The 22,378-nt window shown below is 69.1% G+C and carries 23 protein-coding genes and 2 pseudogenes; 9 read left to right on the top strand and 16 right to left on the bottom strand.

The features are described 5' to 3' along the window. The first annotated feature begins 10 nt into the window (after nucleotides 1-10). Both CES90_RS30800 and CES90_RS30795 read left to right on the top strand, forming a co-directional pair. Nucleotides 11-334 carry a 2Fe-2S iron-sulfur cluster-binding protein gene (locus CES90_RS30800; RefSeq protein WP_055711282.1) on the top strand — a complete coding sequence of 108 codons (324 nt, stop codon included), beginning with the start codon at nucleotides 11-13 and terminating at the stop codon, nucleotides 332-334. Continuing rightward, on the top strand, nucleotides 331-1,584 hold the full coding sequence (locus tag CES90_RS30795) for an NAD(P)/FAD-dependent oxidoreductase (protein WP_189786238.1): 1,254 nt from the start codon (nucleotides 331-333) through the stop codon (nucleotides 1,582-1,584). The genes CES90_RS30800 and CES90_RS30795 overlap by 4 nt, the downstream gene beginning before the upstream one ends. A 269-nt stretch (nucleotides 1,585-1,853) precedes the next feature. Here the strand turns inward: CES90_RS30795 and CES90_RS30790 are convergent, their stop codons facing one another. The 13 genes from CES90_RS30790 to CES90_RS30735 form a co-directional block, all read right to left on the bottom strand. Beyond that, nucleotides 1,854-2,009 carry a hypothetical protein gene (locus CES90_RS30790; RefSeq protein WP_225966546.1) on the bottom strand — a complete coding sequence of 52 codons (156 nt, stop codon included), beginning with the start codon at nucleotides 2,007-2,009 and terminating at the stop codon, nucleotides 1,854-1,856. Nucleotides 2,010-2,361: 352 nt separating this feature from the next. Beyond that, nucleotides 2,362-3,237 carry a reverse transcriptase domain-containing protein gene (locus tag CES90_RS51365; RefSeq protein WP_268257043.1) on the bottom strand — a complete coding sequence of 292 codons (876 nt, stop codon included), beginning with the start codon at nucleotides 3,235-3,237 and terminating at the stop codon, nucleotides 2,362-2,364. Next, a complete protein-coding gene (locus tag CES90_RS51360) occupies nucleotides 3,186-3,449 on the bottom strand; it encodes a hypothetical protein (protein ID WP_268257042.1) in 264 nt (87 codons plus the stop codon). The genes CES90_RS51365 and CES90_RS51360 overlap by 52 nt, the downstream gene beginning before the upstream one ends. Nucleotides 3,450-3,869: 420 nt before the next feature. Then, the gene (locus tag CES90_RS30780; RefSeq protein WP_189786237.1) at nucleotides 3,870-4,850 is read right to left on the bottom strand and encodes an aldo/keto reductase; all 981 of its coding nucleotides are present in this window, start codon (nucleotides 4,848-4,850) and stop codon (nucleotides 3,870-3,872) included. Nucleotides 4,851-4,872: 22 nt separating this feature from the next. Continuing rightward, nucleotides 4,873-5,700: an MBL fold metallo-hydrolase gene (locus CES90_RS30775; protein ID WP_050399403.1), complete on the bottom strand. Its 828-nt coding sequence runs from the start codon at nucleotides 5,698-5,700 to the stop codon at nucleotides 4,873-4,875. Between the two features lie 190 nt (nucleotides 5,701-5,890). Further along, entirely contained in the window at nucleotides 5,891-6,997 is a 1,107-nt protein-coding gene (locus CES90_RS30770; protein ID WP_189786236.1) for a Zn-dependent alcohol dehydrogenase, read from the bottom strand. A 90-nt stretch (nucleotides 6,998-7,087) separates the two neighbouring features. Beyond that, entirely contained in the window at nucleotides 7,088-8,107 is a 1,020-nt protein-coding gene (locus CES90_RS30765; RefSeq protein WP_189786235.1) for an alcohol dehydrogenase catalytic domain-containing protein, read from the bottom strand. A 53-nt stretch (nucleotides 8,108-8,160) separates the two neighbouring features. Further along, a complete protein-coding gene (locus tag CES90_RS30760; protein WP_189786234.1) occupies nucleotides 8,161-9,237 on the bottom strand; it encodes a hypothetical protein in 1,077 nt (358 codons plus the stop codon). Next, the gene (locus CES90_RS30755) at nucleotides 9,234-9,755 is read right to left on the bottom strand and encodes an HtaA domain-containing protein (protein ID WP_189786233.1); all 522 of its coding nucleotides are present in this window, start codon (nucleotides 9,753-9,755) and stop codon (nucleotides 9,234-9,236) included. Before CES90_RS30755 ends, CES90_RS30760 begins: the two co-directional genes overlap by 4 nt. Continuing rightward, nucleotides 9,752-11,044: an NAD(P)/FAD-dependent oxidoreductase gene (locus CES90_RS30750; protein WP_189786232.1), complete on the bottom strand. Its 1,293-nt coding sequence runs from the start codon at nucleotides 11,042-11,044 to the stop codon at nucleotides 9,752-9,754. Before CES90_RS30750 ends, CES90_RS30755 begins: the two co-directional genes overlap by 4 nt. A gap of 6 nt (nucleotides 11,045-11,050) precedes the next feature. Then, nucleotides 11,051-11,374 carry a 2Fe-2S iron-sulfur cluster-binding protein gene (locus CES90_RS30745; RefSeq protein ID WP_189786231.1) on the bottom strand — a complete coding sequence of 108 codons (324 nt, stop codon included), beginning with the start codon at nucleotides 11,372-11,374 and terminating at the stop codon, nucleotides 11,051-11,053. A 5-nt stretch (nucleotides 11,375-11,379) separates the two neighbouring features. After that, entirely contained in the window at nucleotides 11,380-12,642 is a 1,263-nt protein-coding gene (locus CES90_RS30740) for a cytochrome P450 (protein WP_189786230.1), read from the bottom strand. Nucleotides 12,643-12,673: 31 nt separating this feature from the next. Beyond that, the gene (locus CES90_RS30735) at nucleotides 12,674-13,969 is read right to left on the bottom strand and encodes an alpha/beta fold hydrolase (RefSeq protein ID WP_189786229.1); all 1,296 of its coding nucleotides are present in this window, start codon (nucleotides 13,967-13,969) and stop codon (nucleotides 12,674-12,676) included. Between the two features lie 212 nt (nucleotides 13,970-14,181). On the opposite strand from CES90_RS30735, the gene CES90_RS30730 reads away from it, so the two are divergent. After that, entirely contained in the window at nucleotides 14,182-14,883 is a 702-nt protein-coding gene (locus CES90_RS30730) for a TetR/AcrR family transcriptional regulator (protein WP_229914200.1), read from the top strand. Nucleotides 14,884-14,899: 16 nt separating this feature from the next. Here the strand turns inward: CES90_RS30730 and CES90_RS30725 are convergent, their stop codons facing one another. Further along, on the bottom strand, nucleotides 14,900-15,199 hold the full coding sequence (locus CES90_RS30725) for an acyl-CoA-like ligand-binding transcription factor (protein WP_189786228.1): 300 nt from the start codon (nucleotides 15,197-15,199) through the stop codon (nucleotides 14,900-14,902). Nucleotides 15,200-15,513: 314 nt separating this feature from the next. On the opposite strand from CES90_RS30725, the gene CES90_RS30720 reads away from it, so the two are divergent. Together CES90_RS30720 and CES90_RS30715 are read left to right on the top strand one after the other, a co-directional pair. Further along, nucleotides 15,514-16,782 carry a DUF418 domain-containing protein gene (locus CES90_RS30720; RefSeq protein ID WP_189786227.1) on the top strand — a complete coding sequence of 423 codons (1,269 nt, stop codon included), beginning with the start codon at nucleotides 15,514-15,516 and terminating at the stop codon, nucleotides 16,780-16,782. A gap of 239 nt (nucleotides 16,783-17,021) precedes the next feature. Then, nucleotides 17,022-18,677, top strand: coding sequence for a sensor histidine kinase (locus CES90_RS30715; protein WP_229914199.1), 1,656 nt, complete (start codon nucleotides 17,022-17,024; stop codon nucleotides 18,675-18,677). Between the two features lie 46 nt (nucleotides 18,678-18,723). Here CES90_RS30715 and CES90_RS30710 read toward each other — a convergent pair whose 3' ends face one another. Then, on the bottom strand, nucleotides 18,724-19,389 hold the full coding sequence (locus tag CES90_RS30710; protein ID WP_189786225.1) for a response regulator: 666 nt from the start codon (nucleotides 19,387-19,389) through the stop codon (nucleotides 18,724-18,726). Between the two features lie 199 nt (nucleotides 19,390-19,588). Here CES90_RS30710 and CES90_RS30705 point away from each other — a divergent pair, with 199 nt between their 5' ends. Both CES90_RS30705 and CES90_RS30700 read left to right on the top strand, forming a co-directional pair. After that, nucleotides 19,589-19,960 (top strand): hypothetical protein, encoded by a 372-nt coding sequence (locus CES90_RS30705; protein WP_189786224.1) that lies wholly within the window; start codon nucleotides 19,589-19,591, stop codon nucleotides 19,958-19,960. 72 nt (nucleotides 19,961-20,032) lie between these two features. Continuing rightward, entirely contained in the window at nucleotides 20,033-20,299 is a 267-nt protein-coding gene (locus CES90_RS30700; protein WP_208921464.1) for a hypothetical protein, read from the top strand. A 319-nt stretch (nucleotides 20,300-20,618) separates the two neighbouring features. Here CES90_RS30700 and CES90_RS30695 read toward each other — a convergent pair. After that, nucleotides 20,619-20,822, bottom strand: a pseudogene (locus CES90_RS30695) (Xaa-Pro dipeptidyl-peptidase); the annotation flags it as partial. A 520-nt stretch (nucleotides 20,823-21,342) separates the two neighbouring features. On the opposite strand from CES90_RS30695, the pseudogene CES90_RS30690 reads away from it, so the two are divergent. Both CES90_RS30690 and CES90_RS51355 read left to right on the top strand, forming a co-directional pair. Then, nucleotides 21,343-21,791, top strand: a pseudogene (locus tag CES90_RS30690) (nicotinate phosphoribosyltransferase); the annotation flags it as partial. Nucleotides 21,792-22,169: 378 nt separating this feature from the next. After that, a complete protein-coding gene (locus CES90_RS51355) occupies nucleotides 22,170-22,304 on the top strand; it encodes a hypothetical protein (RefSeq protein ID WP_268257059.1) in 135 nt (44 codons plus the stop codon). Nucleotides 22,305-22,378 lie beyond the last annotated feature (74 nt).

Below are 22,378 nucleotides of genomic sequence, written 5' to 3'. Positions count from 1 at the left end.
AAGTAGCGAAATGCCCGAAGTTACCTTCACGCAGCCCAGCGGGGAACGCATCACCGTCTCAGCCGATGTGGGCCGAAGCTTGATGAAAGTGGCGGTCGAGAATCTCGTACCTGGCATCGTCGGTGAGTGCGGAGGAGACCTGTCCTGCGCTACGTGTCACGTCTTCGTCGACGTTCCGTGGGTGGCGAAGCTGCCCCCGATGACGGCGGAAGAGGAACAGATGCTCGACGTGACCGCGGAGGAGCCGACTGCCGCCAGCAGGCTCTGCTGCCAGATCACCTTGACGGAGGACCTGGACGGCTTGTCGCTCCACGTCCCCGAGACGCAGCGATGACCGCCGACAGCGACCTCCTGATCATCGGCGGGGGGCAGGCTGCCGGAGAGTTGGCCGCCGCCCTGCGATCTCGCGATTGGGGTGGCAGCATCGCCATCGTCGGGGAGGAGGACCACGTCCCCTATACCCGACCGCCGCTGTCGAAGGCATACCTCCGAGGGGAGGTCGAAGCGGCCGACCTCTACCTGCGCCGGCCCGATTTCTACGATCGCCACGGTATCGCCGTCTCGGCCGGTGTCGCCGTGGCCGACGTCGACCTCGAGGCTCAGACCGTGACCCTCGACGACGGACGTGTCCGGACCTGGCGGAAGCTGGTCTTCGCGACCGGCGGCCGACCGCGACGGCTGCCGGACTCCATCCTGCGATCGGCGCCCAACGTTCACTACATCCGCACGCTGGCCGACGTCGACAGGCTGAAGGCGGTGCGAACGGACGGCGCGTCCTTCGTGGTCGTCGGCGGGGGCTATGTCGGACTCGAGATCGCATCGGTGCTCCGCTCCCTCGACGCTCAGGTGACGCTTGTCGAGGCTGCAGATCGACTGTTGGGCCGGGTCACATCGCCCGTCGTGTCGGAATTCTTCCGGCGCCTCCATCGCGACCGAGGCGTCGACGTTCGCGTCGGCACGGCGGTCGTCGAGTACCAGTACTCCGACGCCGGGAACGTGATCGGAGCCGTCCTGAGTGACGGCTCGCGGATCGCCGTGGACCAGCTCCTCGTGGGAATCGGAATAGTTCCCAACGACGAGTTGGCGGCGCGCGCCGGGATCGACGTGGACGGTGGCATCCTGGTCGACCGCTTCTGCCGGACCAGCGCGAACGACGTGTTCGCGGTCGGCGACGTCGCGAAGGTCACCGATCTCGACGGCGAACCGCCGAGGAGACTGGAATCGATGCCGAACGCGGTCTCGCACGCCCGCGTCCTCGCCGATTACCTCTCAGGTGTGGAGCAGCCGGCCGTCGACCCGCCCTGGTTCTGGAGCGACCAGTACGATATCAAGCTTCAGTCCGCCGGCCTCGTCGTCCCGGACGACGAGCTGGTCATCCGGGGCAACCCCGACGAGCGCAGGTTCTCGGTTTTGTACCTGTGCGATGGAGTCGTCACAGCCGTAGACGCGATCGGCTCGCCTGCCGACTACGCGGCGGCGCGGAAACTCATCGCGCAGCGCGTCCCGGTGGACGCCGGCATCGCCGCGGATCCGGGCCGCCGCCTTCTCGAGGCTGCGCTGGCGAGTGCCGGCACCACGGACTGAGGGTACAGCCGAGCCGACCGTTGAGACCAGTTCTCATGCCGACCAGGGCTGACGGGTCGGGGAGGCTTCTCCCTGACCCGTCACTTATGCCGGCGTGGCAATACCGAGCACACTCAGCACGAGGCCGAGCACGCCGAGGACGAGTACCACGGCGTCCGCCCTGACACCCGGATTGCGCTGAACACTCCCGTTGTCGGCGTACACCTGAACGTGGCCCGGCAAGATTTCCGTGAAGCAGGCGCATGCCACCGTGCGCCGGTGACGCTCCGTCACACATAGCGGCGTCGGAGCAGGGCCATGAGGATGACACGGTGGCGGAGCAGCGGGACTCCCGCGCGTCCGGCCATGATCCGCTTCTGGAGCTTCAGATCGGTGATGCGGCCTTCATCGACGCCGGAGTTGAACCGGGTGGTGATGCCCTGCACGACTGCGGCTGGTGCTCGCGGATGGCTTTGGCCAGGCTGGCCAGGGCCGGGATATCACGCCACAACTGATCCCCACCATGCCCGACTCGAGTGCCGCACCAACGCGCAGCGCCCGTTCCAGATCACGGGTGTAAATCTCGGCACGCTCGCGAGCCGGGGTGGCGGCCCACTCGGGCTGCGCCTTCGCTGCGGCATCCAGCGTGCGGACGCCATCGGCGGAGCCGGCCGGTTGAGTCGGCCTGGAGCGCGGTGCCAGTGTTGCCACCGGCCCGTTTCTCCAGGCCGCTCGCCGAACCCGGCGTACCCGTTACCGAGTACCGGGCTCTCCACAGTTCCTGCCGTGGGCTGTTCGTCAGGCGGTCGTCCAGGGGGTGGGAATTGTGTCGCCCCGGTAGCGGTATCGCGTGATCGCGGGTGTCCGCGCCGGGTTGATCAGTTCCACCCCGTCCACCGCGATCGGCAGCCAGGACCCGTTGGGGCCGAGGAGCCATCTGCGGATGTCCTTCCACGACCAGCGGTGCAGCGTCTTCAACCACATGATCACTCGATGCCAGAGGAAGATCCCCAACATCCGGAACGTGTGTTTCGCGACGGCGTGCCGGAAGTAGTTGGTCCAGCCGTGCACGATCTGGTTGAGCCGGATCAGCACGTCTGCGGGACTGGCCTGTGATGTCCTGCGGGTCAGGGCACGGATCTTGTCCTTCGCCGAGCGGATGGGCCGCGCGGCGACGAAGAAGTAGACGTACCACTTGTCGGTTCCCCGCTTGCGTTTCCACTGGATGCGGAAGCCGAGGAAGCCGAGGAAGTCGAACCCGTCCTCCATGTGCACGATCCGGGTTTTGGCTGGCGCCAGCCGCAGCCCCAGGGGTTCGAGCACGGAGGTCACTTCGTCCTGGAGTGCGCGGGCGTCGTCGGCGGAGCCGTGCACCAAGATCGCGAAATCGTCCGCGTAGCGGACGGTTCGCCAGTTGGGCAGGCCGTGGCGACGACGCTTCTTGCGTGGGTACTGGCCATCCATCCGCCCGCCGGGCTTCCAGTCGCGGTGCAGGTGCTCGTCGAGCGCCGACAGCGCGATGTTGAAGATCAGCGGGGAGAGGATGCCGCCTTGCGGGGTGCCGGTGTGGGTGTCCCTTCGTCGGCCGTCCTCAGTGAGGATGCCCGACTTCAAGAACGCCTTTACCAGCGCCAGGACGCGCTTGTCTTTGACCCGTGCCCGCACCGCGTCCATGACGGTGCAGTGTGAGACGTTGTCAAAGGCGCCGCCTCGATGTCGGCGTCCAGCACCCATCGGTAGCCCTTGGTGCCGAACCGCTGGATCTCGGCGATCGCGTCCTGGGCCCGCCTCTTGGGCCGGAACCCGTAGGAGACCGGCAGGAAGTCGGCCTCGAATATGGGCTCCAGCACCAGCTTCAGCGCGGCCTGAGCGGTCCGGTCAGCCACGGAAGGAGTCCCGAGGCTTCTGACCTTCCCGGACCCGCCTGGCTTGGGGATCTTGCGTTCCCTCACCGGAAGCGGCCGAAACGATCCGGACTTCAGATCCGCGCGCAAAGCCTCCAGGAACCCGGGCGCTCCCGGAGCCGACTCGACATCGGCGACCGTCAGGCCGTCCACGCCGGCGGTCCGGGAACCCTGGTTGAGAGGGGGCCACGGCGGCCTCGTTCAGTACCTGGCCATCGGCCGGATCGAACACCGGAAATGTGCGTCCGTCGATGGCCGGCACCTGTTCACCACCGACCTACAGCCCGGTCGGAGCCGATGCGATGACTGTGTCCCTGTCGGGCATATCTTCTTCTCCTAGTCGGATGATCACCGAATGGATGGTGTTGTGGTGCGCGGCCCGGCGGGGCAGCGGCGGAGGACTCAGATGATTCCGTTGCGGACCAAGGTGTTCGCCGCTTCGAGTTTGGTGATCTCCTCGGTGGTGAGTTCGAGTTCGAGACCGGCGACGGCGTCGTCGATATGGCGTTCCTTGGTGGCACCCACAATCGGCGCGGCCACCGGGGATTTATTCGCCACCCAGGACACCGCGATCTGCGCCATCGGCACCCCGCGAGCCTCGGCGACTTCCCGTACAGCGGTCACGACCCGCTTGTGCGATTCCTCGTCACGGGTATACAGCTGTGGAGACAGTGTGTCGTTGGCTTCACGCCCGGACCCTTCCGCGCCCCACGGCCGGGTGAGCCGTCCGCGTGCGAGCGGGCTCCAGGGCAGAATTCCCATGCCTGTGGCTTCGGCATAGGGCGCGACCTCGCGTTCCAGCTCCCGCGCCAGCAAGTTGTAGTGCAGCTGATTCGACACGAACTGGGTCCACCCGTGTCGGTCTGCCGCGTTCTGCATGAGCGCGAGCTGCCACATCAGGAGATTGCATGCGCCGATATAGCGGGCTTTGCCAGCCTTGACCACGTCGTGCAGTGCTTCCATCGTCTCTTCGATCGGTGTGTTCGGATCGAAAGCATGGATCTGATAAAGGTCGACGTAGTCGGTACCGAGGCGGCGCAGCGAGGCGTCGATCTCGTGCATGATGGCGACCCGGCTCAGGCCGGAGCCGTTGCGAGACGGGCGCTGATGCCCGTACACCTTCGTCGCGATCTGGAACTCTTCGCGTGGACCCAACTCTCTGGTCAGCGTGCCCAGGATTTCCTCACTTGTGCCGCTGGAATATACGTTGGAGGTGTCGAAGGTCGTGATACCCGCCTCGTAGGCGCGGCGGACGAACGGACGGGCCTCATCGAGGCCGATGGTCCACGACGGGTAGCCCTGCTCGGGGTCACCGTAGGTCATCATGCCCAGGATGAGGCCGCTCATCTCCAGGCCGCTCTTGCCCAGTCGGACAGTTTTCACCTGTGATTCCTTTCATGTGCGTTCAGTTCGTGTGGATTCGGTTGCTCGGGATCGGCTGCCACTGCCGTGCGCCCTGCTTGTCACGGATGATGCGACCGCCCTGGGTCCCCGGGAAGTGTGCGCCGAGACCGATAGCTCCGGTACGTTCCATCTCCTGCGCGAGCCGGTCGCGGGCCCTGGCCGCCGCGGCGCGATCTTCGTCCAGGCGGTCGGTCCACCCATCCTCGACCAGGAGTGCGGGGTGATGCGCGGTGTCCCCCAGCAGCAATACTCGTGCTTCGCCGGTCTCGATCTCGCCGACGCAGTTGCCGGGCGTGTGACCGGCGAACAGCCGCAGCGCGACCGAATCCGCGATCTCCGTTCGCTCCCCCTCGGCCAGGTCGAGGAGGTCGGAAACGGCACGGATGGTATCGGTCACCCGGGCCGTGGCAGGGTTGCTGCCGGGATCAGCACGCATCCAGTCGTAATCAGCGCGGTGGCAGTGGTGCCGGGCGTGAGTGAAGATCGGTTCACCCGCAGGAGCGACCCAGCCGACGTGGTCCAAGTGCAGGTGGGTGAGCACGACATCGGTGATCTGCTCGGGTGTGACGCCAAGATCGGCGAGCGAGTCGAACAGCTTTCCACGCGTTTCGACGATATCGATGTTCGGTCCCAGTCCCGCGTCGACCAGGATCGTCCGGTCTCCCGAACGCAGCAGGAAACCGCCCATCGGCATGATCCAGCCCGCACCGTCGAACCACGGTGGCGCGGTCTGCCAATCCTGGCCCGCGCTGGGCGGCGGGTCGAAGAATTCGCCCGGCGGTACGGGATGCTGAGCATCGAGTACGGGATCGATGCTGGTAACGACCACAAGGTCCTCCTCGGCGTTGTGTGGCGTGCACCGTGGGCGCCGGCTGTCGGCGGTGCAGCGGCGACGGCACAGCCTTCGACGGCCTCATCGGTTCGCAGGTCGCCCCGCGGTGACGTCGTCGCGGTTTTGTCGGGTGCAGTGCTGCGGGACCTCCGTGCCCGCGACGAGGGGTGGAGCCGGATGAGGGGGCTCAGAAGGTGAAGACGGTTCGCAGGCCGGTGCCCGACTTCAGGTCGGCGATGGCCTCGTTGATCTCGGCCAGGGGACGACGCCGGGTGATGAGCTCGTCGAGCTTGAGGGTCCCCTCGAGGTACTCGCGCACCAGTACGGGGAAGTCGCGGGCCGAGTAGCCGCTGCCCATCAGCGAGCCGGTGATCACCTTCTCCTGGAGGATGATGTCGGCGATGTTGTCGAGGGCGAGTGCGGAGGAGCCGGGTGCCATGCCCAGGAGGACCGCGGTTCCGCCCGGGCGGGTCGCGGAGACGGCCTGCGCCATGCAGTCCGTCAGACCGGTGCTCTCGAACGTGAAGTGGGCGCCGAAGGGGCCGGTGACGGCGCGGACGGCGTCGGGTACCTGGACGTGGCGGGCGTCGATGACGTGGGTCGCGCCGAACGCGGTCGCGGCCGCCAGCTTCTCCTCACTGACATCGACCGCGATCACGCTGCCGGCACCCGCCCGTCGTGCCGCCTGGACGATGTTCAGGCCCACTCCGCCGCAGCCGAGGACCGCGACGTGGTCGCCGGGCCGTACCGTGACCCGGTTGCGGACGGCACCCACTCCCGTGGAGACCGCGCAGCCGATGAGGCACGCGAGGTCCAGCGGCATGGCCTGGTCGATGGTGATGGCGCATTCCGCGGGCACGATCGTCTCCTCGGTGAACGTGCCGAGGGGGCCGAAGGGGGTCACCGGGGTGCCGTCGACCGACAGGGCGGGGCCGTTCCCCGTGCGCGGGTCCGCCAGCTGAAGGCTCCGCAGACACAACGAGGGATGACCGTTCGTACAGAACTCGCACGTGCCGTCGTGCCCCGTGGCGGAGAGGATCACGTGGTCGCCGACGGAGGGGCCACAGACGCCCGGGCCGACCTCGGTCACCACGCCGGCGCCCTCGTGTCCGGCGACCGCCGGTGGCGGCATGGTCATGCTGGTGACGCCGCCGTACAGGGCCTGCACGTCCGTGTGGCACAGGCCGGCGGCGGCCATCCGGACACGGACTTCTCCAGGGCCTGGCGGCCGGACGTCGACCTCGATGAACTCGATGGGGCCGTCGGCCTTCAACTGCACGGCTGCCCTGGTCATGTCTGTTTCCTTTCGTGCTGCTGATGTTGCTGGTGATCTCGTCGGCTGGGGTGCCGCGCTCCCGGCAGCGCGGGAGCGCGGCGGGTGCGTTCAGGGCCGCAGAATGGTCTTGACGAAGTCGCGTGCCATGAACGACTGGTAGGTCTCGGCGGCGGCGGACAGGGGGGCTTCCTGGTCGATGACGATGCCCGGCTCGATCCTCCCCGCGGTGATCATGGTGGTGAGGTTGTCGTTGGCCGCGTACGGGTTGCCGGTGACCGGCACGATGGTCACCTGGCGTCCGAACAGGTTCTGCGCGGTGACCGGCAGGTCGCCGTCGAGCAGGACACCGACGAGACCGACGGTGCCGCCGAGAGCCACACACGCCAGGGCGGTGCTGATCGCCGGGATGGCGCCGACGGCGTCGATGGCCACGTCGACGCCGTTCCCACCGGTCAGTTCGAGAACGCGCTCGGCGGCACCCTCACCGCCGGGCACCGGCACCGCGCCGAGCTTCTCCGCCTGTTTCAGGCGACGCTGGTCCAGGTCCACGAGGTAGACGGCGGCCGCGCCGCGGGCGAGGGCCAGTTGCGCGATGAGGAGGCCGACCGGGCCGGAGCCGACGACGCCCACGGTCGCACCGCTCTGGAAGCCGGTCTTGACGAGCGCCTCCCAGGCGGTGGGGAGGATGTCGGTGAGGACGAGCGCGTCCTGGTCGGACACGGAGGCGTCGAGTTCGCTGAGTGTGAAGTCGGCGCGCGGGACGCGGACGTATTCGGCCTGGCCTCCGTCGAGGATGCCTCCGCCGAAGAGCCGGTATTCGGCGCACCGGGGCTGGTTCGCGGTGCGGCAGGGTTTGCACCGTCCGCAGGCGACGAACATCTTCGACAGCACTCGCTGCCCCTCGGTCACATGGTGTACCTGGGTGCCCGTCTCGACGACGGTGCCCATGAACTCGTGCCCCAGCGTGAGGGTGGGCGGCAGGAACGGGTGCCGGACGAAGTGCAGATCCGTCCCGCACACGGCGGCCGCGGTCACCTTGACGATCACGTCATCGGGTTCCACGACAGTGGGCTTGGGAGCATCTGTCACTTCGACGGTGCCATTGCCCTGGGTGACGACAGCGAGCATTCCTGGGTCCTCTCCTGGACGCACGTCCGTCTTTGGCCGTGCGCATCAATTCGTCAGGCGGAGGTGGTGCCGGCGCTCGTGGAGCGCAGGGCGTGTTCGATGTAGGACAGTTCCATCACGTGCTCGGCCGTCTTCCAGTACAGGTCGAGCATTCCGGGGCGCGGCGTCGTGAACGACGACGGTGCCCAGGCGCCGTCGTGGCGCTGGCGCTGTACGAACCACTCGCCCATCCGGACCGTCCAGGGGAGGTGGCCGCCGTCCGGGTCGGCCGTGAGCATGGCGGCGGCGCCCCAGCCGAACTTGCAGATCTGCACCGACGTCGAATCGTCGTACTGCTCCTCGGTGCCGCCTGTGGTGAGGGCGAGGTACTGACGGCCCAGCCGGAGCGCGGAGGCGTCGCCGGTCTGTTGTGCGTATCCGGCGAGGAAGGCGGCGGCGATGCCGGGGTGGAAGTACGCCTGCCGGGGCGCCCGGAAGTCGACCACGCGCAGGAAGGCCGTCTCGTCCGGGAAGTGGGTGACCAGGGTGTCGCCGCGGCGGCTGGTGAACAGCCGGTGAGGCAGGTCGGGCTGGTCGGCGAGGTTGCGATGCAGCCACCGGTGGACGCCGTCGGCGGTGTGACGGTCACCGGTGACCAGCGCGGAGAAGCCCAGTTGGGCGGTCTTGAGGTTGTCCTCCAGGGGGTCCTGCGCGAAGTCGCGAAGGTCGTAGGCTCCGCCGGTGTCGGGGTTTTGGAAGCGCGCGAGCGTGGTGTTGATCGCGGTCGCGGTGTCGTAACGGCCGAGCAGCCAGGAGGCGATCGCGAGGGGGGAGAGGTGGTAGACGGGGCTGGTGCCGCCGGGGGCGTCGAAGGGGCCGGGGCGGAGGTCGCCTTCGTCGGTGAGGGCCTCGCGTTCGGCCCAACCCATCATCGCGGCGGCGGCGTCCGGGGCTCCGCCGACGCACAGGGCCCAGGGGGCGCGCCACCACGAGTTGGCGGTCTCGGCGCCTTCGGGGCGGCCGTCGTCGGCAATGCGGTCGCGCAGCCAGGCCACCCCTTTGGCCCGTGCCTGGCTGATCCGGGTCAGCAGGTCGGGGGTGGGTTCGGTCGGCCAGGGGGTCGTTTCCGTGTCTGACGCGAGGGTCGTCATGGTGTCTTCTCCAGGGCGGTTGTGGAGGAAGGAGTGAGGCGGAGGGTCAGGTCGTCGAATGGTTCGTCCACGGGGTAGACCCCGTTGAAGAGGTCGGATCCCTGAGCAGTCAGCCGGACGTGCGTGCCGAGGCAGGGGCCGGTGCGGTCCGTCGGATCGGCGGTCCGCAGGTGGAGGGTGGTCAGGGGGATGCGGTCGGGTGACTGGCCGGGAGGTGCCGCGATGGTCAGGGTTCCCACGCCGCCGGTGACGGACAGCCAGGGGTCGGCGATGCGGAGGAAGAGCAGCCCGTGGTGGGCGGCGAAGCGTACGTCTCCCCGGAACTTCAGCAGGCCGGTGACCGTGTCGGCGTTGAACGCCGACGCATCGTCCGGGCTGAAGAGGAACATGTGCTCGTCGACGACCGAGGCGCCGTCGGTGACCGAGCAGCGGCCCTCTGGAGAGCGGGCGATGTAGCGCAGGAACGGGACTTTGACGCTCCATCGCAGTCCGGGCAGGGCGGCCGGGCCAGCGGTCATGCCACTGCCTGCCGGGGATCGTCGGCGATGAGCTTCTTCAACGGCACCGTGGTGTCAGTGGCCGCTTCGGGCGGGATGGTCCGGCCCGCGGCCAAGGCGGAGCGTACGGCGAGGAAGTCGGCCGGCCGGTTGACGAAGTCGCCGGCGACCAGATGTCCGCCGCGGTAGTAGAGGACGGCGAACTTCTCCGTGTCCGGCTCGCCGCGTACGACGTACCGGTCATGGCCGGTCGACAGGCCCGCGACCTGGAGTTTGAGGTCGTACTGGTCGGACCAGAACCAGGGCACGGCCCCGTAGGGAACTGGCCTGTCGGCGAGCAGGGCGGCGGCGGTCTTCGCCTGTTCTACGGCGGTGTTCACCGACTCGAAGCGGATCCGGACCGGGCCGTCGGGGAGGTCCACCGGCGGGGGGCAGGCGACGCAGTCGCCCGCGGCGACCGTGGTGCCGTCGGAGGTGAGGCCGTACTCGTTGACGACGATGCCGTTGTCGACGGTCAGTCCGAGCTGCTCGGCGAGTTCGGTGCGGGGCACGGCGCCGATCCCGACGACCACCAGATCGGCCGTCAGCACGCTGCCGTCGGGGAGTTCGGCGCCACGGACGCGCCCGTGACCGTCGTCCAGGAGGCGTACGGGCGGCGCTCCGAGGTGCACCCGCACCCCGCGCCGGATGTGGGCATCGAGAAAGAACTCGCTGGTCGGGACCCCTACGGCACGTTCGAGCAGGCGGTTGTCGGCGAGGGTGACGGTGACCTCGCAGCCGAGCTCGCGGGCAGTGGCCGCGACTTCGAGTCCGATGAAGCCACCGCCGATGACCAGGACGTCGACCGCCTCTGCCAGGGCCGCACGCAGGGCGAGCGCGTCGTCGGCGTCCCGGAGATAGTGGACGCCGGCCAGATCGGCGCCGGGGACGGGCAGTCGGCGCGGGCGGGCGCCCACGGTGAGCGCGAGCCGGTCGAACGCGAAGCTACGGCCGGAGTGCGCGTACGCGACCCCCGCACCGCCGTCGCCCCGGTCGACCCGGATGATGCGTTCCCCGAGCACCAGCCGGATGCCCTGGTCGGCGTAGAACGCCTCCGAACGCAGTGCGATCGCGTCGGGCGACGTCTCCGCGTGGAGGAGGGTCTTGGAGAGCGGTGGACGCTGGTAGGGCGCGTGCCGTTCGGCGCCGACCACGGTGATCGGGGCTGAGTAGCCGTACTCACGGAGGGAACAGGCCAGCTGGATGCCGGCCTGACAGGCACCCACCACGAGCACGCCGGTGTCGCGCGGGGCGACGGCGGTGCTGTTCATGAGGTGCTACTCCTGGGCTTCCGGGGTGGTGACGCGCAGATCGCCGAGCTCATCGGAGAGCTTGATCTGGCAGGACAGCCGGGAGTTGGGGCAGCGGTCGACGACCGTGCCGTCGAGCATCTCGTCCTCCAGGCCGCTGACCGGTTCCAGGCGATCCAGGTCGGCTTCGTCCACGAAGACGTGACAGGTGGCGCAGGACAGGACGCCGCCGCATTCGCCGGTGATACCGGGGACGCCGTTGCGGACTGCGGTCTGCATCACCGAGTCGCCGACCAGGCCGTCGACGACGCGGGCCTCACCGGCGTCGGACACATAAGTGACCTTGGGCATGTTCGTCACACCTCCGTCGGGGTCGAAGTGGGAGTGAAGGTCGCGGGGACCGAGATGTAGCCGTGCGCGCCCCCGATGCTCGGGTAGCCGACCACGGCGTCCGGGTCGATGCGCAGGCCGGGCAGCCGGGTGAGGATCGTCTCCAGCATGGCGTCGAGTTCGGCCTTGGCCAGGGGCGAGCCGAGGCAGCGGTGGTGTCCGGTGCTGAAGGAGACGTGGTCGCGCGCGTTGTCCCGCTCCAGGTCGAGCCGGTCAGGGTCGGGGAACTTCAGCGGGTCGCGGTTGGCGCCGGCCAGCCACATGTAGACGCTCTCCCCACGGGCGATCGGCTGCCCGAGGATCTCGGTGTCCCGTACGGCGGTACGGGCGATGCCGGTCCCCGGTGGCCAGAACCGCAGGAACTCCTCGATGGCGTTCTTCCGGTACGCGGCGTCCGTGCGCACCCGCTCCGCCTGGTCCGGGTGCTGGGTGAGATGGATCAGCGCACTTGCGGTCGCGGCGGTAGTGGTGTCGAAGCCGCCGAAGACCAGCGCGTTCACCATGCTCTCGGCCACCTCGAGACCGAGCGGTTCGCCCCGCACCGTACCGGTGGCCAGGGCCGAGAGGACGTCACCGGCCGGGGTCTGGCCGCGTGCGGCCAGCATGTCGCGGAAACGGCCCCGGAGCCGTGCCTGTGCCTCGTGCGGGTAGCGGGGATCGTCCGGCAGCAGGTACACACCCTCGTGCGCGGCGTAGGCGGCGTCGTGCCAGTCGTCGGGGTCGTATCCGAGGACGTAGAGCGTGGTGCGTGCCGTGGTGGGGATGATCACGTCGTCGATCAGCTCGGCGTGCCCTTGCCCTGCCACCTTGTCGAGGGCCTCGTCGAGGTACTGCCGGGCGACGGGGGCCCACTGGCGCAGGGCTTTCGGGGTGAAGAACGGCGCTTCGATGCGGCGGCGTTCGGTGTGCAGCGGCGGGTCGGACTCCCCGAGGTGCAGCCGGTAGGGCATCTGGGGGATGAGCTGGCCCTTGCCGCCGTTCTCGGTGCCGGTCAGGTCGTTGACGGAGGTGAAGGTCTCCCAGTCGGAGCCGATGCGCTGCACCTCCTCCCAGGAGGCCACCACCCAGTAGCCGCCGTGGTGTTCGGTCCAGGCGACGGGGCTGCCGGTGGCGTGGAACCGGGCGGCGAGTTGCTTCCAGGTGTCGCGGTAGGCGGGCGAGTGGTGGTCGAAGTCGATGACCGGCCTGCCGGTGGCCGACCGTCGGACGAGGTCGTGGGTGACACTCATGTCGTACGGGCCTTTCTTCGCGGGAGCGGCATCAGGACTGGTCGGCGGAGGCAGCTTGGGCGATGACCTCGTCGAGGATCGGGACGATGGCGTCGCCGAACCCGATTGGGTCGTCGCAGGGGGCGAAGTGCCCGAGTCCGGCGGCCTTGATGAACCTGGCGCCGGGGATGAACTTCTCGACGGCCGGGCCGCCGTTGACGTCGTCGTCGCTGGCCGGGTCGTACTCGCCGGTGACGACGTAGACGGGCTTCGCGTGGGCGTCGATCTTGTGCCCGTTCTCCTTGAGGTCGTGCTCGAAGGCGAAGTAGTCGTTGTCGCCCGCGTAGATGCCGGGGAACGCCGAGCGGTAGATCCAGTACGTCTCGTGCGCGTTCGGCTCGGGTGCCTGGGGCGCGGTCGCACCGAAGTTGAGCGCGGGGGCGTAGCTGTCGGCGATCGACGGGGTACGGAACATGTCGTTGGAGAAGCCGTCGAACAGCGGCGGGTTGCCGTACCAACCGTTGAGGGAGATGAACGCGCCGAAGCGGTCGCCGCGTTCGGCCGCGAGGTCGAGGGCGAGCTGGCCGCCGACCGAGCAGCCCATGAAGTACGGGTTGTCCAGGCCCAGGGTGTCGGCGATCGCGACCACCCAGTTGATCAGGCCGTCGCGGCCGGGGCGGTAGGTCTCCTCCCACCAGCGCACCCCGATCGGAGGCAGCGACTTGCCGTGGTAGGGCAGGTCGTAGGCGTACATCGTGAAGCGTTCCTGCATCCGCGGGTCGGCCAGCAGGTGCCGGTACTGGCGGCCGTCGGCGCCTGCGGTCGCCTGCAGCAGCAGCGGGATCGGGCCGTGGCCGGAGGTCTCGTAGTAGATCCGTGCCTCCCGGCCGTTCGCGGAGACGTAGACGTACCGTCCGACGGCGTTGTCCGTCTCACGGAAGGGGTCCTGGAAGGGTTTGCGGACCGGCGCGCCGGCCACCGTCTCGCGCACCACCTGGTACAGGCGGGACCAGCCGCTCTGCCAGGGGGCGACGGTGCCGACGAAGTCGCCGACGAGGCTCAGACCGCGGACCAGGCCGGCGGTGAAGCTCTCGTAGCCGACCGGGGGGACAGCAGCGGAGAACGCGGTCGACCAGAACTCGGCCGGCGCGGAGAAGGTCACATCGGCGGCGAGGTCCGCGTGCACGTCCTCGGCCCTGGCGGGGACACCGTCCTCGACCACCAGGTCGAACGCCCCCTCGGGCAGATCGAACCGGACGCGGCCGGAGTAGGTGCGCAGCTTGTAGGCCAGTTCCTTGTCGGAACCGGCCGCCGCGAGGATCTTCTGTCGATCGATGAGGGCAGTCATGGGAGCCCGCTTCCTTGCGTGCCGGGAGGGGAGAGAAGCGGCCGACGGGCCATGCCGTACGGCCATCCATTTCGTGTCACACTGTGACTCGAAACTCGTGTCACCGTATGACACGAGCTTGGGTGTGGCAAGAGGTGGGGAAACGTGATGGAAATCAATGGCGGTCGAACGCCTGAACAGTCGCCTGTCGCCGGGTTCGCTAGCCTGGCCCGGTGAGGGACGAGAGCTGGGCCACCGGAGCGAGCGCCGCGCTGCTCGCCGCCGCACAAGGAGTCGCGGCGGTCACCGAGGAGCGGCGCGGTACGACCCTGCGCGACACCAGGAGCATCGCGCGCAGGCTCGGCACGAGCGCAGTCGCGCTCTTCGCCCAACGGGGCTTCGACGACGTGAAGGTCAGCGAGATCGCGGCGCACGCGGGGGTCACGTCACGGACGTTCTTCCGGTACTTCCCGTCGAAGGAAACCGTGCTCCTCGACATCTGGGACCAGACGAACGCGCGTCTCATGGAGTTGATCGAGACGGTGGGGCAACCCGAGGCCGAGGTGCTGCCGACGCTCACCGAAGCCGTCGTGACCTGGTGTCGCGAGTACGGGGACCTCTTCCCCGCCCTCGCTCCGATGACCGAGCAGTCCGAGACCCTCATGGCGGCTGTCAACCTCCGCACTGTCGTCTGGGAGGACCATCTCGCGGACGCGCTGCGTGTGCGGTACCCGGAACTCGACGAGATGGACGCCAAGGTGTGGAGTTCCACGACGATGGCCCTGCTCCGCCTCTTCCAACGCACCGCCCCCGCCCACGGCCTCAGTTACGCGGAGGCCGCCCAGGACGTCTTCCACCGGCTCGCCGCCCTGACGTCAAGGGGCTCGTCGCATCGGATGACAGCCGGCTCCCGTCGCCCCAGCGACATCGCCTGACGCCTCGACTCCGGGCTCAGCCCTCTGCCCAGTGACGGTCGAGGGGCTCGTTCAAGAACTGCAGGGCCTGCTCGCGCAGCCGAGCCAGATCCTCCGCCGTGCCCTGGGGAAGAGCCGCCCAGCGGTGATGGGCGGCGCGCAGTGCCGTGCCGACCGCGCCGACGGCGAGAAAGGGGCGCAAGTCGGTGTCCGGGTCGACACCCTCGCGCTCGGCGAGCTTGCGCGCAAGACGGTCCTCGATCGACAGGACGCGCTGGAAGCAGGCGGCCAGCAGCGGCGGGGAGTTCTCCAGCAGCCACACGATGCGCGTCAGCACTCTGAGCTCGACCGATCACACACATGCTCGTGGCGTTCATCGACGAGCACAGGGGCCGCATCGGCGGCGTCGAGCCGATCTGCCGCGTGCTGACCGCACACGAATGCTGGATCGCCCCGTCCACATGAACGCCCACAAGCGCCAGGCGACGTCGGCCGCCCGCACTGGCCGCGACAGCGACCGCGAGTCAAGACCGCAGCACCGAAGTCGCTTCTGGTGATGGCCGATCGGCTCGGCGTCCTTGGCCATTCGGCGGAGGTGGTTCGGAAGCTTGGCAGAGGCGTCAGGGGGTCCGGACCGGCGACGTTGGGCGCATGACTCAGATCGAGATCTCGCACGAAACGCCACCTCCGCGGCACGGGGCATCGGCTGAGCCCGCGGGCGTGGTCGAGCAGGGGCCGTCGGTGGGGCGGTTGGTCGGGGTGGACGTGGCCCGCGCGCTGGCGGTGTTCGGCATGTTCGCGGTCCACGTCGCCCCACCTGCCGAGGACGTGGGTGGCTTCGGCGGCTGGTTGCTGGAACTGACTGAGGGCCGGTCGTCGATCCTGTTCGCCACCCTGGCCGGGTTCTCGCTGATGCTGATCGCCGGCCGCCGGGAGCCGAAGACCGGCCTGGCCGGCCGGCAGGCGAAGGTCCGGATCGTGATCCGGGCTGTGGTCCTGCTGGCACTGGGCACCGCGCTGACGATGCTCAAGACCGGGATCCTGGTGATTCTCGCCTTCTACGGGGTGTACTTCCTGCTGGCCCTGCCCCTGATACGACTGCGGGCCAGGACCCTCGCGATCATCGCGGCCGTGCTCGCGGTCGTCGGGCCGCAGGCGGCGTTCGGCCTGAAGTGGCTGATGGGGGAGTCGACGGCGAAGAGCATCGACGCGTACGACCCGATCGCCCGGCTCGGCGGCGACGGACTGCTGGGCCTGCTGCTCCACGGTTATTACCCCGCGATCACCTGGATGCCGTTCGTGATCGCCGGCATGGCACTGGCCAGGCTCGACCTGGCCGCCGGCGCGGTGCAACGGCGGCTGGCCGCGCTCGGCGCCGCGCTGATGGCGCTCGGATACGGCACCGCCTGGCTGACGGCAAGGCTGTACCCGCCCATTCAGGCGGACAAGGCCGCTCTGAAGGAAGCCTTCGCGAACCTGGATCCGAAGTCCGTCGAATCCCTGCGACCGGGATCGCCGGCCTTCGACTACATCCACAACAAGGTCACGGACAGCTCGAACATAGCCTCGTCGCTGCTGGGAGCCGAGCCGCACAGCGGTACGACCTTCGAGATCACCGGCGGCCTCGGCGTGGCGATCACCGTGCTCGTCTGCGCGACCGTGGCCATGGCCCGGTTGGCGTGGCTGCGCCGGCTGGCGAGCCCGCTCATCGCCGTGGGCACCATGTCCCTGACGCTCTACGTCGCCCACGTCGCCGCCTACGCCATGCTGCCCGAGGACGCCACCAACACCCTGGTGCCGCTGTTCGGGTTCATCGCCGGGGCGATCCTGTTCGCCACCGTCTGGTCGCGCTTCTTCAGCCGCGGACCGCTGGAGTACCTGCTCAACAGCACCACCAAACTGGCGAAGTTCGTCCGGTGAGACGCGGCGTGTCAGGGCACGTTCACCCTTCGCCCGAACGAGGTCGGCCCTGGCTGAGCCCGGATACGATGACCACGGCCCCCGTCCTCGGGTACGGTCGGCGCCGATCACGGGCTACCGGTCATCACCGCTGCACTGCTGTGGCTGGTGACCCCGGCCGGCGTGGCCCGGACGCGGCTGCGCTCATCGGTCGGGCGACCGCCCGGCTCGGCGGTCACCGCCGTCGTCGTGGAGGTGTCGTGGCTGGTTGGGCGAAACTCGCCGAGGTCGTCACCGCCGGGGCGGTGACGACCTGGCAGCACCTGGCACGACAGGGCAGGTTGCTGTTGGCGTGGTGGTTGTTCCTGCCCGCCACGGCGATCGTCACGGCCGTCATCAACGTGCCCGGGCAGCCCGCAACAGCGATCGGCCTGCTGGCCGCCGCTGTTGCCCTGCTGTGCCGGTTCACCTGGCCGATCACCTCGCTGCTGGCCGGGACCGGCGTCGCGGCAGTGGCGTTGATCTTGCAGAGCACGACCCTGTTGGCTTTTATCTGGCCGGTGAGCGTGATGCTCGCCTATGCGGTGGGCCGCCAGGTCCCGGACCCCCGCCTCGCCGTGGCCGCCTTGGCGCTCGCCACCGGCGTGCAATCCGCGGCCAGCCTCGTCGAGCTCGCCGGGCTGACGGTTGACCTCCAGGATGTCGGCGTCATCGTCGTCATCAATGTGCTGCTGGTGGTCCTGCCGGGCGCCATCGGCATGCGGCAGGGGGAACGAGCCCTGGCCATGGATGCCCTGCACGAACGCAACGCCCTGCTGGAACGCGCCAACCTGCTCGGCGAATCGCAGGCCCGCATGCAGGAAAGGGCCCGCATCGCCGGCGAGATGCACGATCTCCTCGGGCACCGGCTCAGCCTGATCGTCCTGTACGCCGGGGCCCTGGAGATGCGCACCCGCACCGCGGCCCCCGAGATCAACGAGCAGGCCGACCTGCTGCGGACCACCTCCCGGACCGCACTCGACGAGCTTCGCACCGTGCTGGGCATCCTGCGCCTCGACGGCGCCGAACCACCGGACGGCACCGAATCGGTGGCCGGCACGCGCGAGGATGTCACCAACCTGGTCGCCGAAGCCCAGAATGCGGGCCTGCCCCTCACCCTGTCCTGGCGCGGCGACGACCTCACCGACGCCGACATCGGCATCCGCCGAGCGGTCAACCGCATCGTGCGCGAAGCCCTCACCAACGTGCACAAACACGCCCCGGGTGCGCCCACGCGGCTGACCGTCACCATCGACACCGAAAAACTCACCATCAGCGTCCGCAACGTCGCACGCCCGCCCGCCGTCCCGCCGCCCAGCAGCGGCCTGGGACTGGCCGGCCTGCGCGAACGCGCCCGCCTGGCCGGCGGCGACCTCACCGCCGGCACAGACCCGCTCACCGGCAACCACGCCCTCACCGCCACCCTCCCCCTGCGCCACAACAGCCCCGGCACTACGAGCCCAACCATCGATCAACCCGCCCCGGCCGACGCGCAGATGCTCCCCTCCCGTACCGGGGCCGAAAACGGGCCCCACCACCACGCATCACGAAGGAAGACCAAGACGGCCTTCATCGCCCTCGCTGGAGCCGCCGTCGCGGTCTGCGGCGGCCTCGGCTTCAGCGTCTACGACTACTTCCAGTCCGCCGTCTCGCCGCACACCTACCGGCAGATCAAGATCGGCGACACCCAGCACAGAGTGCGCGAGCTGACCGGCGGCGACAACATGACCGCCCGCACAGCGGGCCAGGCAGAGCAATCGGCGGCGCCGGCCGGCACTTCGTGCGAGTACGCGCTGGCCGAGGGCTTCGGGCACGTGTTCCGGTTCTGCTTCACACACGGCAAGCTCGCACAGAAGGACGAGCTTGGGAGGTCGTAGGCGGAACCCGGCAAGCCGACGCTTCGCGTGGGCACGACGAGGCGGATCAGGAACGGCTGCTTGGCGGAAGAACTCCGGCATCATGCGCCAGGATCGCCGCCTGAACCCGGTTGGTGCAGCCAAGGACGGAGAGGATGCGACTGACGTGAGACTTGGCGGTGCCTTCACTCATCAGCAGTGCCTTGGCGATCTCAGCGTTCGAGCAGCCCTCACGCAGCAGGCACAGCACGTCGCGCTCGCGGTCGGTCAGAGCCGCCACGCGGCGCCGCGCCTCGTCGGCCTGGCTCACGTCGCGGTTGACGTGGCGATCGATCAACTGCCTGGTGACCCGGGGCGACAGGACGGGCTCACCGGCGGCCGCCACCCGGACAGCCCTGATCAGGTCGTCGGGCGGGGTGTCCTTGAGCAGAAACCCCGCAGCGCCGCAGCGCAGCGCCCGGGTGACGTACTCCTCCTCACCGAAGGTGGTCAGCATGACCACGCTCGTCCGCGGCGCCACCGTTCTTATCTCGGCGGCCGCGGCCAGCCCGTCGACGCCGGGCATGCGAATGTCGAGCAGTGCCACGTCAACGAGGTGCTTGCGAGCGAGCTCGACGGCCCCGGCACCGTTGTCCGCCTCGGCCACGATCTCGATGTCATCGGCGACGTCGAGCACGAACCGGATCCCGGCGCGGATCAACGCCTCGTCGTCGGCCAACAGCACCCGAATCACCCTGCCACCCCACTCAGTCAGCCGCGACGTCCCTGACGGCCAACGCGCGAGCCGACTCCGGTCAGCACGCGGCGAGTCCCGCGGACGTTGGCGCCTCAATTATCAACGGACGGCATGGCGGCGCACCCCGAACGGCAACGTGCGGCGTTTCAGGCTGGTCTGACGGTAATTTCCCCGCCCCGGGTCACGGTCAGCCCGGGTGGCTGATGCCGAGTCGGTCACCCGGAACGTGATGATTGCCCCCGTAGCGGCGTGCGGCCGCCGGTGGTGGCCGAACCGGCGGAATCGGCGGCTGGTGAAGATGACTGCTGCCGCTGGCGGCAGGGACGGTGCGGGTCGAACGCTGTCAGGCAGCCAGCAGATAGCGCACCGCTGTCTCTACCAGATCGGCGATGAAGGCGTCGCCTCGACGGGTACCGGCCTGGCGAATCCCGGATCGTTTGCGACACGGATGACCGACGCGGCGAAGACGGTGCTGAAGCAGTGGCGAACCGCGGTCTCGATGCCGGGGAGCGTGATGGCTTCCGCCGCCCTCAGGACCACGTCGGCGAAGCCGTCCCCCAGCTCCTGACTGTAACGAGAATCTTGGCGCCGACTCCGGATGCGACGCGGAGAGCAGGACGACGGCCCGTAGGAACTCCTCGTGGCGAAAAACGCCGACCGTTTCGGCCACTGCCGCGCGGACGAGTTAGGCCGCGGGCAGGTCTGCCCACCGGCTGGTGTCGGCGAATACCCGCCGGTCACCGGGCACTTCCCCGACGGCACCACAGCGCAGCACGACGTGCTGGTCGGCGCCGACGGCATCGACTCGCTGGTCCGACGCACGCTGTGGGGCCCCAAGCAGGAGCATCGGCTGCACATCTTCGGTGGATTCACCTTCACAGACGTCCCGGCACCGAACCGAGCATGAGTGCTCCGACACACAGAAGGACCGTGCAGTCTGGAGCAGTGGTCCAACAGGCGGGCCACAGTCGTGGGCGAGGCCGAGCACACCCGACCTCGCCGTACGCCGCAATGCGGAGCCGGTCCGTCCATCGAGGACGGCTACTTCCTCGGCCGCGCGCTGCGTGGCGTCGACCTCACCGACCTCACCGCCCCACAGCGCGCCTCGCAAAGCTACGAGGACCCACGCAAAGCCCCACTCCTCGGCACCACTGCAGCCGATCCGGGACTTCCGGTCGAGACCGAGCAGGGCCAGGTGAGTGCCGTCGCCCGGCCGCCAGCCTCGGTCAGTTGCCGGGGGCGCGCTGGACGGTGTGCGGTGCCCGCACGCCGTCCAGGACCCTGGCCTCGGGTGTGGCGGAGGTGCCGCCCGAGGTGGCGCGGGCGAACGCGGCGGCGCCGCCGAGAAGCGGGACGCGAACCGACGTACGGGCCAGGTCCAGGGTGAGCGTGGGGGTGGTGGACGGCGGGTCGATGAGGTTCTTGTCCGTGCGGCCACCGAACTCCTCCGGCCGCAACCGCCGGTGCACGAACCACTTCTGGAACCAGACCGCTTTCAGGGCGCGGGTGGCGACCTCGGTGACGAGCGAGAGGATGTGCGGGCCGCCGTACGTCCCGAAGCCGATCTGGTTGCGGGAGAAGTTGTACGGGTTGCCGGGATCCGCCGGCGCGTTCATGCCCAGCAGGATGAGGGCGGCGTTGAGGTACGCCTCGTACAGCGCGTCGAAGTGCACGTAGTGCGCCAGGTCCCGCGGCGTCTGGATGTAGCGTCGGGTGGCGAAGTCGCGCTCGTCCGGCTCGGGTTCGGAGCCGTTCTGCACCTCCAGCCAGTCACCCCAGGTGGTCAGGTGGTCGACCGGGCGGACCAGGGTGTCCTGCCGCTGCGGGATCAGCAGCGTGCCGTACGGGATGTCCTTGAGCAGGAACTGCGAGACGTACGGCCCCACCAGGTCGCCCCGGGTGCCGCCACGGAAGATGGTCTGCGCGGTGACCTGGCCGTTCTGCTTGGGCGCCCGCTACCTGGACCTCGCGGACCGTGGGCCCGGCTGCGCCATACGACTGGACAGCGGCGACCTCGGGGATCTCGCGGTGCGGGCACGGTCGATCCTCAACGACGCGGGCCTGCCGGGGGTGCGGATCGTCGTCAGCGGTGGTCTCGACGAGTACGCCGTCGACGAACTGGTGCGCTCCGGGGCGCCGATCGACACGCCGCGTCCCCTACGCCGTCGGCACCCGCGTCGGGGTGGCGGCCGACGCGCCGTATCTGGACTCCGCGTACAAAATGGTGGAGTACGACGGGCGCGCGGTGATGAAACTGTCGTCGGCCGAGGTGACGGCCCCCGGTGCCAAACAGGTGTTCCGTCGGCCCGGCTGTTGCCGACGTGATCGGCCTCGCCGACGAACAGCCACCGGACGATTGCTTTCCGTTGCTGGAGACGGTGATGCGGAACGGGCGACGCGGGGAAGGCCGCCCACGCGCAGAGCGCCGGTCGCGTCCCGTGCCTCGTCCTCGGAACGGCTGAACGGCTGAACGGCTGAACGGCTGAACGGCTCACCGCACAGGTCCGGCACCGCGTCGAGGAACTGGTCGCGGCGCATCGGCCCGGGCAGGGATGAGGAGGAAAGCGATGCTGCACACGTTTGGAATGGAAGGTTCGCCTCCATCCCTTGAACAACCTCGCGCGGCAGCTGACGAGAGCCGCCGAGCGTGACATCGAGGGCGTGGGAGCCCCGCGGCCGAGCACACCTCGGGCCGTCGGGTGCCTCATGTGATCCCCCGTGAGGCCGGAACAGCGTGCGAAGCCCGAGCCCATGACGGAACCGAGGAGGGAACGCACATGACACATCCCGCACGACACGGCACCGCCGCGTTGCCCGCCGCTCCGCGCGAGCTGGACGACCTGCGCACGCGGGTGGACCAGCTGATGCACGCCCGCTTCACCAGCGACACGGCGCGTCGAGATCACCGCTGAGCCCGGCAACCCGCGCGAAGGGCCGGCGGTAGGCCTCCGTCGGCTCGACGTCGTCGGCCACGGGCATGGGTTCG

The sequence above is a fragment of the Streptomyces capitiformicae genome, assembly GCF_002214185.1.
GTDB classification, from domain to species: domain Bacteria; phylum Actinomycetota; class Actinomycetes; order Streptomycetales; family Streptomycetaceae; genus Streptomyces; species Streptomyces capitiformicae.
This window is presented reverse-complemented; position numbering and strand designations above follow the sequence as displayed.